The organism is Megasphaera stantonii, from assembly GCF_003367905.1.
GTDB lineage: Bacteria > Bacillota > Negativicutes > Veillonellales > Megasphaeraceae > Megasphaera > Megasphaera stantonii.
The window spans coordinates 1862385-1878912 of the sequence record NZ_CP029462.1; the positions used below are offsets into that span (position 1 = coordinate 1862385).

The window sequence follows — 16528 nt, forward strand, 5'->3', positions numbered from 1 at the left end:
AGAATTAAATGCTCAAAATGATATTAACATACAATCTGCTAGCGATAACGGAAATTATGGCAGTGTAGAAGTTGATAATGGTGGGATAGTAAATCTTGACGCCGGACATGATGTTATTATAGGAGCTGCTAATACTGGTTCAGGAACGTATGGTGTAAGTGTAGGCCTTTTGGATGATTTGGTTGGAACCGTAAAACCTTCGCTTATGACTATTAATGCGGATAATGATATACATATTACATCTACTGGTACTAATAGTGGTAACATTCAGGGAATAAGTGTGGCGCACTCCAATCTCAAATTGGATGCAGGAAATGAAATTACTATTCATGCATATGGATATCGACCAGAAAAACAAATCACACCTATTATTAATACTGTGGGCATATATAATTATAATGGTACTGCGCAATTAGGAACGCAAAATCAAAATGAAGATATAACTATTGCTGCGCATGGAAATGATACTGTTGCTTTAGGTATCCAAGCATATTCCACAAAAGAAACAGAAATTACTATAAAAGGAAATGCTATTTCTATTACTGCTGATACAGAATGGAATAATGGACAAGCAGGAGGAATTTCAAACTATTCTGCGACAGGTATTGAAGCGCAAGGATATGGAAATAATAATGAAATTAAAGTTATAGCAAATTCAGACTTGACGATTTCTGGAAATATTGTGAATAACACAGATACTACTGCATATAGTTCTGGTATTACTGCTACATATAATAGCAATGTAAGTGTTGAATCTTTACAAGGCTCTACGTACATTAGTGGGTTAGGGCAAGGCAATGTCAATGGAACCGGTTTACGTGCTCAAAATGGGGCTACTATCGGCGTAACAGCACGAGAAGGAATTAATAATGTGAACGCCAATAGCTACGGCGTATATGCGCTATATGACAATTCACAAATAACTTTGCAAGGTAAAAACGGCAATAAAGTAGACGTTATCGGTGAAAGCGGATATGCTGTGCGTTCTTATGGTACCAATGCTAAGGTTTCCTTAACTTCTGAAAAAGGAAATAATATTCTGACTTCAGCATACCGAGGAATTTTGGCCCAATCCAACGGTACAGTAAGCCTCTTAGCTCAAGAAGGAAGCAATAGTGTTAGTGCTGATAATGATTATGCTGCATTTGCTTCTGGCGAAACATTGATAGATATGGATGCTAAGTTAAATAATATCATCAAAGGTAATACTTATGGTATTGTGGCAAAGCAAGGGATAGTGACATTGGATGCCGGCACAACGAATAGTGTTACAGGGATAAACGAAGGGGTATATGCCTATACTGGTGCAGATATTAATATGACAGCTGGAACAAATAATAGCATCTTGGCTGGTGATACTACAACAGTGGCAGATTTTGGTACAAAGTATGGCATTGATGCTCTAAGCGGAAGTACTGTTACCTTAGACGCAGGTAATCAAAACGCTGTCTTAGGTGCTGTTTATGCAAATGGTACCGATACGATTGTACAAGTAAGCGGTCTGGCAGATGAAAGCGGCAACTACGGAAATAGCCGCTATAACTATGTCGGTTCTGCCGCGGTGATAGCTAATGCCGGTAATCTGAATAAAGATAAAAGCGGTAAATTTACTGACACAGATGTCGTTTCTGCCTTATATGCCGAAGACGGCGCAACCATCGTCGTATCTGGCGAACGGAACGAGTTTAGATCGTACGCTGCCGATCCCGGCGATACGGGGACGTTGGAAAGAACGGTTTGGGCGTATGACGGCGCCAATATTGAAATCAACGGCAGTACGCTTATCAGTACGGATCGCTACGATGCGACGTTGACAGCGCAGCAAGGCAACAGCGCCGATATTGCCATCGCTGCCGGGACGGCTGTAAACTTGACGAACGACCAGGTTCTGGCAAATGCAGATCCTAAATCTACGGTAACATTGAATTACGGCGCAGGCAGCTCTATTACCGGCGACATCCTCTCGGCATATGCCGGTCAGGTAGATATTCAGGCTCAGGATGGCTCCGACGCAGGGATTGCTGTAAAAGGCAATATCCTTGCCGGTAACAACGGTGTCCTGAACATCGACCTCGGCAAGGGCGGATATTTGGAAGGCCGCGCCGATGATTATGGCGATGCGGGATTGGGGACGGTAGGAGAAGATATCGACCAAGGCCATGCAACGCACGAATTCTTTAACCCGGCCTTCAGCAGTACGATTTTCAAAGGCGGCGAAGTAAACCTCTCCATGGGCGAAGGCTCGCGCTGGAACGTCACAGGCCAGAGCTGGGTTACGCGCATCAATACGGAAAGCGCGGCTCTTGCAGACGACGTACTGGCGGCTGAAAATCCTGTAGAAGCGATGAACCACATGGCGACGATCGACTTGGTAGAAGCCAATACGGACAGAAATACCAATGCCCATGCGCTGACTGTCTATGAAATGACTGGCGATGCCGTCTTCAATATGAGCCTTGACGCCGACCGCGACGTCAGCGATATGCTGTACATGAAGAGCGCCAATGGCGATTACATTATCAATGTTGTCGACGCCGTAACGCTGGACGACATGTATGCCGAAGGCTTTGACGGCCTGCGCTTTGCTACGGTTGGCGAAGGTTCGAACGTATCCTTCCGGGCCGTGACGGTTGGTCAGGGTGTCTTCAACGTCGAATATGAAGTCGGTACGGACGCCTATGCCAATAATGATGAAAATCATGCGTACAACGGCGGCGAATCGGTCAGTGAAGACAAACCGGGTTCGGACTTGGTAGACGGGTTCTTTGAATCGACGCAGGAACCGGGTACTGCGGAAACGCAGGCTTCCCGTAAACGGATGCGCATGGCCGCCATGGCTATGCCTGCCGCAGCGAACGACGGCGTCATGCTGCTGGACGATACGGCGGCTGCCGATGATACCGCTGCGGTTGACGGCTCTGTCGATGAAACGACGAACTTCAAGCTTATCGGCAGAAAAGATGAATCGACGTCTAACGCTGGCAAAACTATCATTGCCATGTCCAAAGTCAACTACTCCAACGCCGTATACATGGATCGTCTGAACAAGCGTATGGGCGAAGCGCGGTACATCGACGGCGACGAAGGACTCTGGGTTCGTATGCGCCACGACCGCATCGGCAAGTCCGATGCCTTCCGCAGCAAGAACACCATGTTCGAATTAGGCTATGACCGCAAGGTCGGCGACCGGGAAGACGGTGAACACCGTCAGGGCGTCGTATTCGACTACATGCGCGGCACGGCCGATTATCATAACGTAGCCGGTGAAGGCGATGTACGCCGCGGCGGCGTATGGTTCTACGATACGTGGCTGGGCAACAAGGGCCACTACACGGACTACGTATTGAAGTTCGGCCGCCTGTCCAATGATTTCGACATCTACAGCGAATTGGGCGAAAAGATTACCGGTGACTACAGCAACTTCGTCTACTCGGCCAGCGCTGAATACGGCCGCAAGAAATCCTTAGGCGGCGATTGGTACATCGAACCGCAGGCGCAGCTCCAGTATGCCCATGTGACCGACGCCGACTACACGACGAGCCAGGGTACGAGCGTACAACTCGACGCTATTGACAGCTTGATTGGCCGCGTCGGCTTCCGCCTCGGCAAGGACGTCAGCGACACGAGTACCTTCTATATTAAGGCCGACGTGCTCCATGAATTCTTAGGCGATCAGGATATCAGCGCCTTCGACGAAACGGGCCGCCTCGATACGACCTACGAAAACGAAGGCACCTGGTACGACGTGGGCCTCGGCTTCTCCCATCAGTTCAGCAAGGGGACGTACATGTTCCTCGACGTAGAAAAGACCTTCGGCAATGACAACGAAGACACGTATCAATTCAACGTCGGCATGAACTGGAAGGTATAAGGAGCAGTGGAGCGGGAAGCAATATGCCCGGTCTGCGGCAAACCCTTTATAGCCGACCGCATTTCGCAGAAGTATTGCAGTGCTGTCTGCCGGCGCTATGCGTACCGGCATCGCCATGAGGACGAAATGCCGCCGTCCCAGCGGGCAGCAGGAAAGACGCTTCGTACCTTCCGCTGCCTGCGCTGCGGCAAGCTGGTCGTGGTGAAACATAGGGCAGATAAGCGGAGAAAATTCTGCTCGCCCCACTGCGAGCGGCTGTACTGGAAGCATTCTAAAAACGTGAAATCCCAGACCGTACAGAATACCTTCCACTGCCGGAACTGCGGCGTCCTCGTCGACATACGGGACGCCAAGGACAAGCGGACGGCCTTCTGCAGCGCCGACTGCCGCAAGCAATGGTTTTCCTTGCATAGAAGACATAGGAATCAGACGTAATATATGACGAGAGCCGGACATCTCTGTGATGTCCGGCTCTCGTTGTTAGTGTAAAATAATTGTGGGAAAACTTTACTGCACAAAAGTGAAGAACATATAAAAAGAGAAGGAACTTCTTTGGTATAATGAAATCACCACAATCTCACGCAAAGGAGTCCTTCTCATGAACATTATACAACAGATTCTTTCTCTCAGTACAGACTTTTTCAACACAAATATGGAATCGTTAGTAACGGGCCAGGCGTCCCTGACCGACGTGACGCTGGCTGTACAAGAGTTTGTGCAGAACCTAGGGCGGGAGGTGTTGTCGGCAATGTTAGAACAGGCCGATGAAGCCATCTATGAAACGGTGAAGCCGCAACGTACCTATCAGATCAAAGAAACAGCCCGTTCGCGTACCTTGGTAACCACGTTTGGAGAAATCACCTTTCACCGCCGGTATTACCGACAGAAAGACACGGGCCGCTACACCTATCTGCTGGACGAATGGTGCCAACTGCCGGCGTACAGCCGGATCGAGGCTTCCTGTCAGGCCCGAATGGCAGAACATGCCAAGGATATGAGTTATGCGAAAGCAGCCCAAGTAGCCACTCCGGTCCCGGTAAGCAAACAGAGAGTGCGGAACGTCTTATGCCGGTTGGGGACGATCCCCAATACGGCGGCTCCCCTGCCGGAACGGAGGCCGAAGGTATCCGAACTGTTCATCGAAGCCGACGAAGACCATGTGGCTATGCAGCAGGGAAACAGCCGGCAGCTGCGGCTGGCCTATGTATATGAAGGGAAAGTAGCGGAGGGAAAAAAACGGAGAACACTGACAGCCAAACGGGTGTTTACGGGATATGGGATGCCTTGGAAGGAAATCAAGGAATATATCCAAACCGTATACGACAGTCCAGAGATTACGATTCTGGGAGACGGGGCGGCGTGGATACAGAGCGCGACGTCGTACCTGGAAAAGAGCCGCTGCGTCACGGACGGATTTCATGTTGTCAAATACTTGCGGCAGATAGCGGGGACGGAAACGATCCAACCTCTGTATGACGCCTTGCTGGCCAATGACCGGGAGCAATTCTGCCGGGAAGCTGAACAGAAGATACGGCACCGTCCGTATCGGAGAAAAGCGATTCGAAGAGGTCAGCAATATATCCTGAACCATTGGGAAGGGATTCGGGACTGGCTGCAGAACCGGGAGACATTCGCCAGCAGTACGGAAGGGCATGTCAGTCATATCCTGTCGGCCCGGCTGAGCTCACGTGGAATGGGCTGGAGCAAAGACGGGGCGGAACGGATTGCCCGATTGCGGACGCTGGCAGAAAACGGCGGCGACGTGTGGCGCTATGCCTTAGATTGCCTGACGAAGAAACACTCCGATACAGTACCAGACCTGAATTCACAGGAACTGACGCGGCAATGCCGACGCCAGCGGCTGCCGTACTGCGTGTATGATGCAGAGCACAGCTGCCGTATGCCGGGGAGCGAAGGCGCATTACACGGAAGATGGATGAAAGATATCCAAAACAGTGGATATCACCATATACATTAGATACTAAAAGGCCGGATTTACATGCCAAGATGTTTCTGTCAAATATATACCCACAACAACTTGACACTGTCGCTCTCGTTCGTTATACAGAAAAGATACTTGACGGCCGTCCCGTCATTTCGTACAATAAAGATGAAAAAATAGGGTGCTGCGCCGACAAACGGCTAGCCCCATTTATTTACGAACAAGAGTAGTCGCAGTTGCTGGGGAGCAGGGCGGCTACTTTTGTTTATGCGAAATGAGATAGAACAATACTATCAGTAAGACTAGGGTAGCATTGATAGAATCCATACGCATCCCCCCGATTCTGGGGCGCAATTACCGCCTGCCGTTTGGTGTACGCAACACCTCTCGGTATAGTGTACTGGACAGGGCGGGGGATGTCAACTGTATACAGAACGTATATTTGCATTTTTGGCATGAGCGGCGCTTGCTTCGGCAGGCGTTTTTTTGTGCTTTCTCTTAAATAAAGTGTACTATATTTATACAAACTCCTGGGGCAGGACTTTATCCGGATAGCGTAGAAGTAGTACAGCAGGAAAGGCATCGCACGATGCGGGATATGCTGCCGCAGGTCCGGCGAGCCGGCGGATTTGCGGGCAGGTACAGGCTCCGGCTTAATTGTACAGCAACAGGAGGCAGGAATATGGACAGAGTGCTCACACTGGAATTCGTTCGCGTTACGGAAGCGGCGGCCGTTAAAGCGGGCCGACTCATGGGGAAAGGCAACAAGATGGGAGCAGACCAGCTGGCTGTCGACGGCATGCATTCGATCTTGTCGAGCGTGCCTATCGACGGGACCGTCGTCATTGGCGAAGGCGAAATGGACGAAGCACCGATGCTGTATATCGGCGAAAAAGTCGGCGCCGGCGGCACGCCCGTAGATATTGCCGTCGACCCTCTGGAAGGGACGAATTTAACGGCAAAGGGGCAGGATGGGTCTATCGCCGTTATCGCCATTGCCGGCAAGGGCAATCTGCTTCACGCGCCGGATATGTATATGGAAAAGCTCTGCGTCGGGCCGCGTGCCAAGGGGCGCATCGACTTGAACAAGCCCGTGCAGGAAAACCTGCGCCGCATTGCCGAAGGGCTGGAACGGAGCATTGACGATTTGACCGTCGTCATCCTCGACCGCGAACGGCATCAGGAAATCATCAACGATTGCCGCGACGCCGGCGCGCGCATCAAGCTCATTACGGACGGCGACGTATCGCCAGCTGTCGACGTAGGTATTGAAGGCTCAGGCGTTCACGTCCTCATGGGAATCGGCGGCGCGCCGGAAGGCGTACTTGCTGCGGCGGCTCTCAAATGCCTCGGCGGCGATATGCAGGCCCGTCTGATTCCGTATACGGAAGAAGAGCGGAAGCGGTGCTACGAAATGGGCATCATGGACCTCAATAAGGTCATGACGATTGACGACTTGGTCAAAGGCGACGACTGCATCTTCTCGGCTACGGCCATTACGAACACGCCGATGATGCGCGGCGTCCAGTATTTCGGCGGCGGCGCCCGCACCAACTCCGTCGTCATGCGCTATAAGAGCGGCACGATTCGTTTTATCGACACGTTCCACCGCTTCGACAAGAGCGCGAAATGGAGCATTCACTTGTAATTCTGCTCGGCATAACGCGAAGGGACTCCTCACAAGGGAGTCTCTTTTTTGCAATTAGGAAAACTCTTGGTTAGTAGATACTGCTATTGTTCAGGACTAATAGTATATATAAAATAAAAAGTTGTACAGTTACTTGCAGTCGACCCGAACCAAAGATACTGTGCAGACAATGCCAAAAGACGCTTTTGAGCTGAAGTATGAAGCGGTGGAATTTTAAATTCGTTGACGCTCTTCTTCTTGTAGTATATACTATGTATATACAGAAGGGAGTGAGAGGCATGGCTGTTACGGTAAAAATTCAAAAATGGGGTAACTCTCAAGGCATCCGAATCCCGAAGAATATCATTGATATACTGGATTGGGATGATACCGAAGTGGTGGAAATGTCTGCGCAGGACGGCAACCTGATCATCAAACCGCACAAGAGGAAGACGATTGAGGAATTGTTTGCTAATTATGACGGCACATACGAAAAAGAAACGATCGATTGGGGCGACCCGGTAGGTAAGGAAATATGGTAAAACAAGGAACAATTATCAAAGTAAATTTAAATCCCCGCGCAGGACATGAACAGGCATGGTATCGTCCAGCCGTTGTCGTTAGCAATGACACATTCAACGCAAAGACGAGCATGGTAATTGTTTGCCCTATCACAAATACGATGAATCATTTCCCTCTGCATGTGCCGCTGGATGAAAGAACGAAAACCACGGGATGTATTTTATGTGAGCATATCCGGGCTCTGGATATAGAGGCGAGAACCTATCGAGTCATAGAGCAATTACCTGACGATATTTTGCAACAAGTTATTAACATTATATTTGCTGAGATTGATACTCCGGTATAAACGGGGCTGTCGCCGAATGAAGAATTATTTCCTCTTCGTGCGGCAGCTCCATTTTTACTTTACAGTAGGGAAAGAAGCGTAACGGTTGTATCAGAAAGGCCGGTCTGGTACTGGGACGGGCAATCTGCTTCGCACTAAAGACGTATTGCGATATATAACAAATCATTTTATATCAGGTAAATTGATTGTAAGAGCTTTATCTTTTCCCTGTCCACCTCTTTTAGTTTCGTACCTTTTATGGTACAATGACTTGATAGTAAATAAAATCACAATAGGCAGAGTGCCGCGTCTTTTTAGCTGCCGAAGCATCCTGCCTGTCTTATATATCGAATTCTGTTTAGGAGGCACCGGAATTGGAGAAGCTGGTTATTCATGGTGGAAAGCCCTTAATGGGTACTGTTCGCGTCAGCGGGGCTAAAAATGCCGTGCTGCCGATTATCGTCGCGTCCATGCTGGGAACGACGAAGAGCACATTGACGGAAATTCCGAAATTAGACGACGTCCATACGGTCTGCGACGTCATCGAATCTCTTGGCGTTCATATAGAAAATCCGCAGAAGGGCGTGCTGGAAATCGACGCGTCGAATTTGTCGTCGACGTCGGCGCCGTACGACCTCGTGCGGCGCATGCGGGCGTCCTTCCTGGTCATGGGGCCTCTGCTGGCTCGCAAAGGCCGGGCGAAGATTTCCCTGCCCGGCGGCTGTTCCATCGGCGCCCGGCCTATCGACCTGCATCTGAAGGCCTTCGAGGCGATGGGCGCCGTCATCAACCTGGAAAACGGCGACATCGAAGCGACGGTTCCTAACGGCCTGAAAGGGGCGCAGATTTACCTCGATTTCCCCAGCGTCGGCGCGACGGAAAACATCCTCATGGCCGCTTCGCTGGCTGAAGGCAAGACCGTTCTGGAAAACGCGGCGGAAGAGCCGGAAATCGTCGACCTGGCGACCTATCTGAACAGCATGGGGGCCAATATCCGCGGCGCCGGCACGAATGTCATCCGCATCGAAGGCGTCAAGGAGCTGCGCGGTGCGACGCATTCGGTTATTCCCGACCGCATCGAAGCGGGAACCTTTATGATCGGAGCGGCCATGTCCGGTGGCGACGTGTTCGTAGAAAATGCCTTGTCGGAGCACTTGAAGCCCGTCGTGGCGAAATTGAAGGAAGTAGGGGCCGAGGTCATCGAGGATATCGACGGCATCCGGGTTATCGGGCACCTGCCCATGCGCCCTGCCGACGTCAAGACCCTGCCCTATCCCGGCTTCCCGACAGATATGCAGGCCCAGTTCATGGCCTTGGCGACGATTTGCCAGGGTACGAGCGTCATTACGGAGACGGTCTTTGAAAACCGCTTCATGCACGTCGATGAATTTAAGCGCATGGGGGCGAAAATCCGCATTGAAGGGCGCAGCGCCATCGTAGAAGGCGTGCCGAAGCTCAAAGGGGCGGCGGTCAACGCGACGGACCTGCGCGCCGGCGCGGCTCTCGTCCTGGCGGGCCTCGTCGCTGAAGGCGAAACGGAAGTCGGATACTTGTACCATATCGACAGGGGCTACGATAATCTCGTATTGAAATTACAAAGGTTAGGTGCTGATATTGTTCGGGTCAATATTGACGAAGAAGAAAACTAAGAAAAAAGCCCATTCCGGCCTGGCGCATTCACTGTCCCTGGCAAACTGGCTGGGCAGCGATATCGCCATCGACCTGGGTACGACGAATGTCCTCGTCTATGTCAAGCATCAGGGCGTCGTCGTCAACGAGCCGGCGGTCATCGCCGTCGACAAGGCGACGAATCAGGTCATCGCCATCGGCAGGGAAGCCCAGTCGATGCTGGGGCGGACGCCGCGGCATATTCACGCCTACCATCCGATGCAGAACGGCGTCATCGCCGATTATGACGCGACAGAGTACATGCTGCAGTATTTTATCCGCAAGGCCATCGGCAAGGCGTTGTTTTTCAAGCCCCGGGTCATCATCTGCGTGCCGTCGGGCATTACGAATGTCGAACGGCGCGCCGTCATGGAAGCGGCCCGCAAGGCCGGGGCCCGCAAGACCGTCGTCATGGAGGAACCTCTGGCGGCGGCTATCGGCGCAGGCCTCGATATTGCCGAATCGAACGGCTCCATGGTCATCGATATCGGCGGCGGTACGACGGACGTCGCTATTTTAAGCCTCAGCGGTATCGTCATCAGCGAATCCCTGCGCATCGGCAGCAATACCTTTGACGAAGCGATTATCCATTATTTGGAAAAGATAAAGCATATTACCATCGGCAGCCGCACGGCGGAAGAGCTGAAAATACTCATCGGCACGGCCCTGCCCGACGGCCGCAGCCTTACGGCGGACGTCCGCGGCCGCAGTACGGAAACGGGACTGCCCGTCGTCATGGACATCGATTCCCAGGAAATACGCCGGGCTCTGGACGAGCCTATACAGCGGATTTTGCGGGCCGTCCTGTCCATTTTGGAAAAGACGCCGCCTGAGCTGGCGGCAGATATTGCCGACCACGGCATCGTCCTGACCGGCGGCGGCATGCTCCTCGACGGACTGGACCGCCTCATTTCCCGGACGACGGGCATGGCGGCGTACCTGTGCGATGAGCCGCTGCTGTGCGTGGCTAACGGAGCCGGCAAGTCGCTCCAGGCCATGAATCAGCTGAAAGATAGTTTTGAAGATATATAAACGTGTATCTAAGGAGGGATTTGACATGAAATGGCTGCGTACCCTGATGGTTTCCGCTGCCTTGTGCATGAGCGCCGCGGCGGCCTTTGCCGCCGACGTTTCGTATCCGTCTGTATTAGGCGGAACGGTCGTTTCCATTACTCCTGCCGGGACGGCAGTGAAGCAGGGCGACGTCCTGCTGACCGTCGATTCCCTGGCCGGCCCTATGCCGGCAGCGCGGGCCGCCTCCGACGGCATCGTAAAGCAGGTTTTGGTAGCCCCGGGAACGGCTGTCAAGCGGGGAACTGCCGTAATTATTGTGGAAGAGAAATAAGAGGAAAAGAATCTTAATGATACGATTACGCATGCTGCGGCGTCTCGCCGCGCGGACATGTCTGGCTGCCGTCTGCTGCGCCATGTCCCTCACTGCCTTTGCCCAGGACTTCATGAACGTCAGCGAAGTGCGCGAAGGCATGACGGGATACGCCAAGACGGTAGTTCACGGCAATACGATAGAAACATTTCCCGTAGAAATATTGGGAGTCATGAAAAACAGCGGCCCGTCCGGCGATTTGATACTGGCGAAATTTTCCGGACCGCTCATAGAGGAAACGGGCGGCATCGCCCAGGGCATGAGCGGCAGCCCCGTGTATATCGACGGCAAGCTCGTCGGGGCTATCGCCTACGGCTGGTCCTTTACGAATTCCCGCGTCGGCATGATTACGCCTATCGGCGATATGCTCAAGCTGTGGAACGTGCCGACGAAGGAAGAAATCCGGCCGTTCAACGCCAGGGAATCGTCGCTGATTCCTATTGCCACACCGCTCATGGTGAGCGGCTTCGACGGCGTGTCGACCGAATGGATGACGTCCAAGCTGCCTCAGTACAACTTCATGCCCGTCAATACGGCCTCGGCGGCGGCCGACGAATCGCCTGTGCCCTTGGAAGCGGGCAGCTCCGTAGCCGCGTCGCTGGTCAACGGCGATATGAAGATGGGCGCTATCGGCACGGTGACCTACGTAGACGGCGACAACATCGTCGCCTTCGGCCATCCGTTCCTGAAAAAAGGCAGCATGAATTACTTCATGCACAACGCCTATATATTTACCATTGTCAACAATATGTCCAGTTCCTTTAAACTGGGGTCCGTAGGCGCGGAAATCGGCCGCATTAATCAGGACCGGGGAGCGGGCATTGCCGGCCTGTACGGGCGGCTGACGGCGGGCATCCCCGTGACCATCAATATCCGCGACACCGATACGGGCGCGAATAACGTCAAGCGGGTCAAGATCATTGAAGACAACGAGCTGACGCCGGTCCTGGCTGCCACGACGGTGTACAACACGGTCAACAAGACCATCGACCGCAGCGGCGGCGGCACGGCGACCTTATCCTATACGATCCGGTCGTCTAACGGCCGGGAGAAGGACATCAGCCGTCACAACATGTACTACTCTGTCGACAATATCAACGAGAAGAGCATCGACGAGCTGTACAACGTACTGGATATACTCAAGCACAACGAATTCATCGACTATCCCGTACTGGATATTGAGATGAACGTCGATATTACGCAGGCTAAGAAAGAAGCGCGCATCGTCGACGCGACGGCGGCCCCCGTCGTCGTCAGCCCCGGCGACAACGTGTATTTCCGGGTCAAGCTCCACCCGTACCGCGGCGCCGATGAGGTGAAGACTATGAGCTTTACCGTCCCCAAGGACCAGCCCCTCGGCGATATGGTTCTGGAAATCCGCGGCGGCGGCGTGATTCCCCTGCCGTACTTGATTGAAAAGCAGCGCTACAATTTGACTGACGAAATTCTCGAACGGCTGCGCCATTACAAGGATTTTGCTGATTTGAAGAAGACCATTGAAGGCGAAGACGCTAATAACGATTTGGTTATCGAAATTTTGCAGCAAGGCGTTAGCATGATTGACGACGGCGGCGAAAAGGTCGTGAAGGAAAAAATCCGCGGCAAAGAACCGCCGGTGCAGAATAAGGATATCGTCAAGCCCGACAAGCGCGGACTGAACGATACGGGCGACAGGGAAGACGCCAAGTCGTCTATCGCTACGCCTTACATCGTCAAGGGCGACGGGCAGATTACGATTAAGGTCGTATCTCCGGCTGAGCGCGACGCCTTCTTGGCTAAAAATCATCAGCTCAACGAAGCGAAGGCCGTCATCAGCGAAGAAGCTGACGAAGCTGCGGCGGCCAGCGACGAAGAGGCTGAAGATGAAAAGCCAAGGGAACATAAGAAAGACGCGCCTCATGGCGGCCAGGACGGCGGCGACGGACAGAAAAACGACGTCTTTCGCCTGGTAGACCTGGCGTCGAGGATGTAATGCCAACTCTATAGAGAAAGCTAAAAATGGGCAGGCCCGCAGGTCTGCCCATTTTGTCGTAGTGCCTATAACATGTTATATCCAGCCGAATTTGACGCAGGCATGAAGGATGCCGCCTTTGTCGTTGTCGTCTGTAATATAGTCGGCCCGTTCTTTCAACTCCGCCTTGGCGTTGCCCATGGCGATGGAAAAGAAGGGCTTGCGGAACATGGAAATGTCGTTCAGCCCGTCACCGAAGACGACGGCGTCTTCGGGCCTGCCGCCGACGCGCTTCAGCATGTTGAGAATGCCCTTTCCCTTATCTGTCGGCTCGACGAGGTACGTATGGTCTAAGTAGGTCAGGTGCGGAAGGCCCTGCCGGTCCGGCTCGTTTTGTTCGTCTGCCGGCCGGGCGTAAGTAATCTTATAGACTGCGTCGAGGCTGTCGATAGCGACGGGGCGCACGACCGTTTTCATGTAGTTCTTCGGGTCGGCACAGGGGTAGTCGGCGTAGGGCGTATAGCGGCATATCGTGTTGTCCGTCACGACGGCCCAGGGAAGGCGGCGTTCGTCCAGCTCGCGCAGGAGGGCTTTGCACGGCTCCAGGGGCAGCCCTTCCATTTCCAAGATTTCGCCGTCGAGGGACAGGCTGTTGCCGCCGTCGGATACGACGGCCGGAATGCTGTAGCGGTCGGCAAAATGCTGGGCGTCGCACTGCAGGCGGCCCGTGGCGATGGAAACGAAATGGCCCCGCCGCCGGAGCTGGCGCAGGCAGTAGGCCGTATCAGCCGGAATGATGCTGGAAATGCTGAGGCCTAAGGTGTTGTCGATATCGAAAAAGAAATATTTTTTATCCATGACAGGTCCTTTCTGATGACAAGATGTCCGTACGGTTTTCATTATACCCTATCCGGCGGAGAACATGAAGGCGATTCTGCAGCGGTCTCTGTTTTTTGCGAATTGAGGATTGACAGAATCGCCGGGGTTTACCATAATAAAGGTATGTATGTTTATAAGGAATGTATAAAGGAGAGAGTAAATCATGAGTACAATTGACACGACTTGTGTAAATGCAATCCGCGTGTTGTCGGCAGACGCCATTCAAAAGGCAAACTCCGGCCATCCGGGCCTTCCCTTGGGCGCCGCGCCGATTGCATACGAATTGTGGGCTAACCATATGAAGCACAACGCTAAAAATCCGAAATGGGCCGATCGCGACCGCTTTATCTTGTCCGGCGGCCACGGTTCCATGCTGCTCTATTCGCTGCTGCACCTCTTCGGCTACGGCCTGACCCTCGACGACGTGAAGCAGTTCCGCCAGGACGGCTCCCTGACGCCGGGCCATCCCGAATACGGCCACACCGTCGGCGTAGAAGCTACGACGGGCCCCCTGGGTGCCGGCATGTCCATGGCCGTCGGCATGGCAATGGCCGAAGCTCATTTGGCAGCCGTATTCAACAAGCCCGAATATCCCGTCGTTGACCATTACACCTTCGTCCTCGGCGGCGACGGCTGCATGATGGAAGGCATCTCCTCGGAAGCCTTCTCTTTGGCAGGCACGCTGGGCCTGAGCAAGCTGATCGTCCTGTACGACAGCAACAACATCTCCATCGAAGGCGGCACGGATATCGCCTTTACGGAAAACGTGCAGGAACGGATGCAGGCCTTCGGCTTCCAGACGCTGGAAGTTGCCGACGGCAACGATTTGGAAGCTATCGGCAAAGCCATCGAAGAAGCGAAAGCCGATACGGAACATCCGTCCTTTATTACGATTCATACCCAGATCGGCTACGGCTGCCCGGCTAAGCAGGGCAAGGCTTCGGCTCACGGATCGCCCCTAGGAGACGAAAACATCGTCGCCATGAAGGAAAACCTCGGCTGGCCGAGCACGGAACCGTTCTACGTTCCCGACGAAGTATACGCTCATTATGAAGAATTGAGCAAAAAAGGCGCGGCGGCAGAAGATGCCTGGAACGCCTTGTTTGCTGACTACGCAGCGAAATATCCCGATATGAAAGCGAAATGGGACGCCTTCCACAGCGCCGTAGACGCGCAGGCTCTCTTGGAAAATGAAGACTTCTGGGCCTACGCCGACAAGCCGCAGGCCACGCGCAACCTGTCGGGCATCATGATCAACCGCCTGAAAGACCTCGTGCCGCAGCTCATCGGCGGCAGCGCCGACCTGGCTCCGTCCAACAAGACGTACATGGACGACGCCGGCGATTTCAGCAAGGGCAACTATGGCGGCCGCAACTTCCACTTCGGCGTCCGCGAACTGGCCATGGGCGGCATGACCAACGGCCTGGCCCTCCACGGCGGCCTTCGTCCCTATGCCGGCACCTTCTTCGTATTCAGCGATTACATGAAGCCGATGATTCGCCTGGCCGCTTTGATGAAGCTGCCGACGACTTACGTATTGACCCACGACAGCATCGGCGTCGGCGAAGACGGCCCGACGCACGAACCGATCGAACAGCTGGCTATGCTCCGGGCTACGCCGAACGTCAACGTATTCCGTCCGGCCGACGCGACGGAAACGGCTGCCGGCTGGTATCTGGCCGTTACGAGCCAGGAAACGCCGACGGCTCTCGTCCTGACCCGCCAGAACCTGCCGCAGCTTGCCGGCAGCAGCAAGGAAGCCCTGAAGGGCGGCTATATCGTAGCCGACGCGGCGAAGGAAACGCCTGATGCAATCATCATCGCCAGCGGCTCCGAAGTATCTTTGGCTGTGGAAGCCAAGGATATGCTGGCGAAAGAAGGCGTCGACGTCCGCGTCGTCAGCATGCCCTGCATGGAACTCTTCGAGCAGCAGGACGACGTCTATAAGGCTCAGGTCCTTCCGGCCAATGTCCGCGCCCGCGTAGCCGTAGAAGCGGCTTCCGACTTCGGCTGGGGCAAATACGTCGGCCTCGACGGCGCGACCGTTACGATGCAGGGCTTTGGCGCTTCGGCTCCGGCAGAACTGCTCTTCGAAAAATTCGGCTTCACGGCAGAAAACGTAGCTAACACGGTAAAGAGCGTATTAAAATAATAGGGACCTATTTCACAGAGTCCCGATGTAACGGAAAAAGCTGCACGGCTCGTCCCGGCAGCTTTTTTCGTTTGCCAAGTCCTGCAATACAAGATATTCCTTGCTTTTGCGTACAAGTATTTCTTAAATGCATAAGAAATATGCATGGAACAAAGAGGAATAAATTGTCAAGGCTTGATTTTACAATCGTTTTTTATTATACTAGGA

Annotated in this window: 12 protein-coding genes; 11 read left to right on the top strand and 1 reads right to left on the bottom strand. The window is 53.3% G+C overall.

The features are described 5' to 3' along the window. Positions 1 to 1318 precede the first annotated feature (1318 nt). The 10 genes from DKB62_RS12610 to DKB62_RS08755 all read left to right on the top strand — a co-directional run bounded on the left by DKB62_RS12610 (position 1319) and on the right by DKB62_RS08755 (position 13311). Positions 1319 to 3871, top strand: a complete 2553-nt coding sequence (locus DKB62_RS12610; RefSeq protein WP_162860301.1) for an autotransporter outer membrane beta-barrel domain-containing protein — start codon at positions 1319 to 1321, stop codon at positions 3869 to 3871. 6 nt (positions 3872 to 3877) lie between these two features. After that, entirely contained in the window at positions 3878 to 4306 is a 429-nt protein-coding gene (locus DKB62_RS08715; RefSeq protein WP_107195366.1) for a hypothetical protein, read from the top strand. 217 nt (positions 4307 to 4523) lie between these two features. Continuing rightward, positions 4524 to 5849 (top strand): ISLre2 family transposase, encoded by a 1326-nt coding sequence (locus DKB62_RS08720; protein ID WP_240320097.1) that lies wholly within the window; start codon positions 4524 to 4526, stop codon positions 5847 to 5849. 646 nt (positions 5850 to 6495) lie between these two features. Further along, a complete protein-coding gene (gene glpX / locus DKB62_RS08725) occupies positions 6496 to 7461 on the top strand; it encodes a class II fructose-bisphosphatase (RefSeq protein ID WP_087477653.1) in 966 nt (321 codons plus the stop codon). Between the two features lie 278 nt (positions 7462 to 7739). Next, complete coding sequence (locus tag DKB62_RS08730) at positions 7740 to 7982, top strand: AbrB/MazE/SpoVT family DNA-binding domain-containing protein (RefSeq protein ID WP_107196419.1); 243 nt, start codon at positions 7740 to 7742, stop codon at positions 7980 to 7982. Then, positions 7976 to 8308, top strand: coding sequence for a type II toxin-antitoxin system PemK/MazF family toxin (locus DKB62_RS08735; RefSeq protein ID WP_107196418.1), 333 nt, complete (start codon positions 7976 to 7978; stop codon positions 8306 to 8308). The genes DKB62_RS08730 and DKB62_RS08735 overlap by 7 nt, the downstream gene beginning before the upstream one ends. Positions 8309 to 8661: 353 nt before the next feature. Continuing rightward, a complete protein-coding gene (gene murA / locus DKB62_RS08740; protein WP_107196417.1) occupies positions 8662 to 9936 on the top strand; it encodes a UDP-N-acetylglucosamine 1-carboxyvinyltransferase in 1275 nt (424 codons plus the stop codon). Beyond that, positions 9917 to 10987 (top strand): rod shape-determining protein, encoded by a 1071-nt coding sequence (gene mreB / locus DKB62_RS08745; protein ID WP_107196416.1) that lies wholly within the window; start codon positions 9917 to 9919, stop codon positions 10985 to 10987. The genes murA and mreB overlap by 20 nt, the downstream gene beginning before the upstream one ends. Positions 10988 to 11012: 25 nt before the next feature. Beyond that, positions 11013 to 11300 carry a hypothetical protein gene (locus DKB62_RS08750; protein ID WP_087477657.1) on the top strand — a complete coding sequence of 96 codons (288 nt, stop codon included), beginning with the start codon at positions 11013 to 11015 and terminating at the stop codon, positions 11298 to 11300. 16 nt (positions 11301 to 11316) lie between these two features. Continuing rightward, positions 11317 to 13311, top strand: a complete 1995-nt coding sequence (locus DKB62_RS08755; protein WP_107196415.1) for a SpoIVB peptidase S55 domain-containing protein — start codon at positions 11317 to 11319, stop codon at positions 13309 to 13311. Between the two features lie 75 nt (positions 13312 to 13386). On the opposite strand, the gene DKB62_RS08760 is transcribed toward DKB62_RS08755, so the two are convergent. Then, positions 13387 to 14148, bottom strand: a complete 762-nt coding sequence (locus DKB62_RS08760; protein ID WP_095629997.1) for an HAD family hydrolase — start codon at positions 14146 to 14148, stop codon at positions 13387 to 13389. 184 nt (positions 14149 to 14332) lie between these two features. Between DKB62_RS08760 and tkt the strand changes: the two genes are divergently transcribed. Continuing rightward, the gene (tkt, locus tag DKB62_RS08765; RefSeq protein WP_107196414.1) at positions 14333 to 16321 is read left to right on the top strand and encodes a transketolase; all 1989 of its coding nucleotides are present in this window, start codon (positions 14333 to 14335) and stop codon (positions 16319 to 16321) included. The last annotated feature ends 207 nt before the right edge of the window (positions 16322 to 16528 follow it).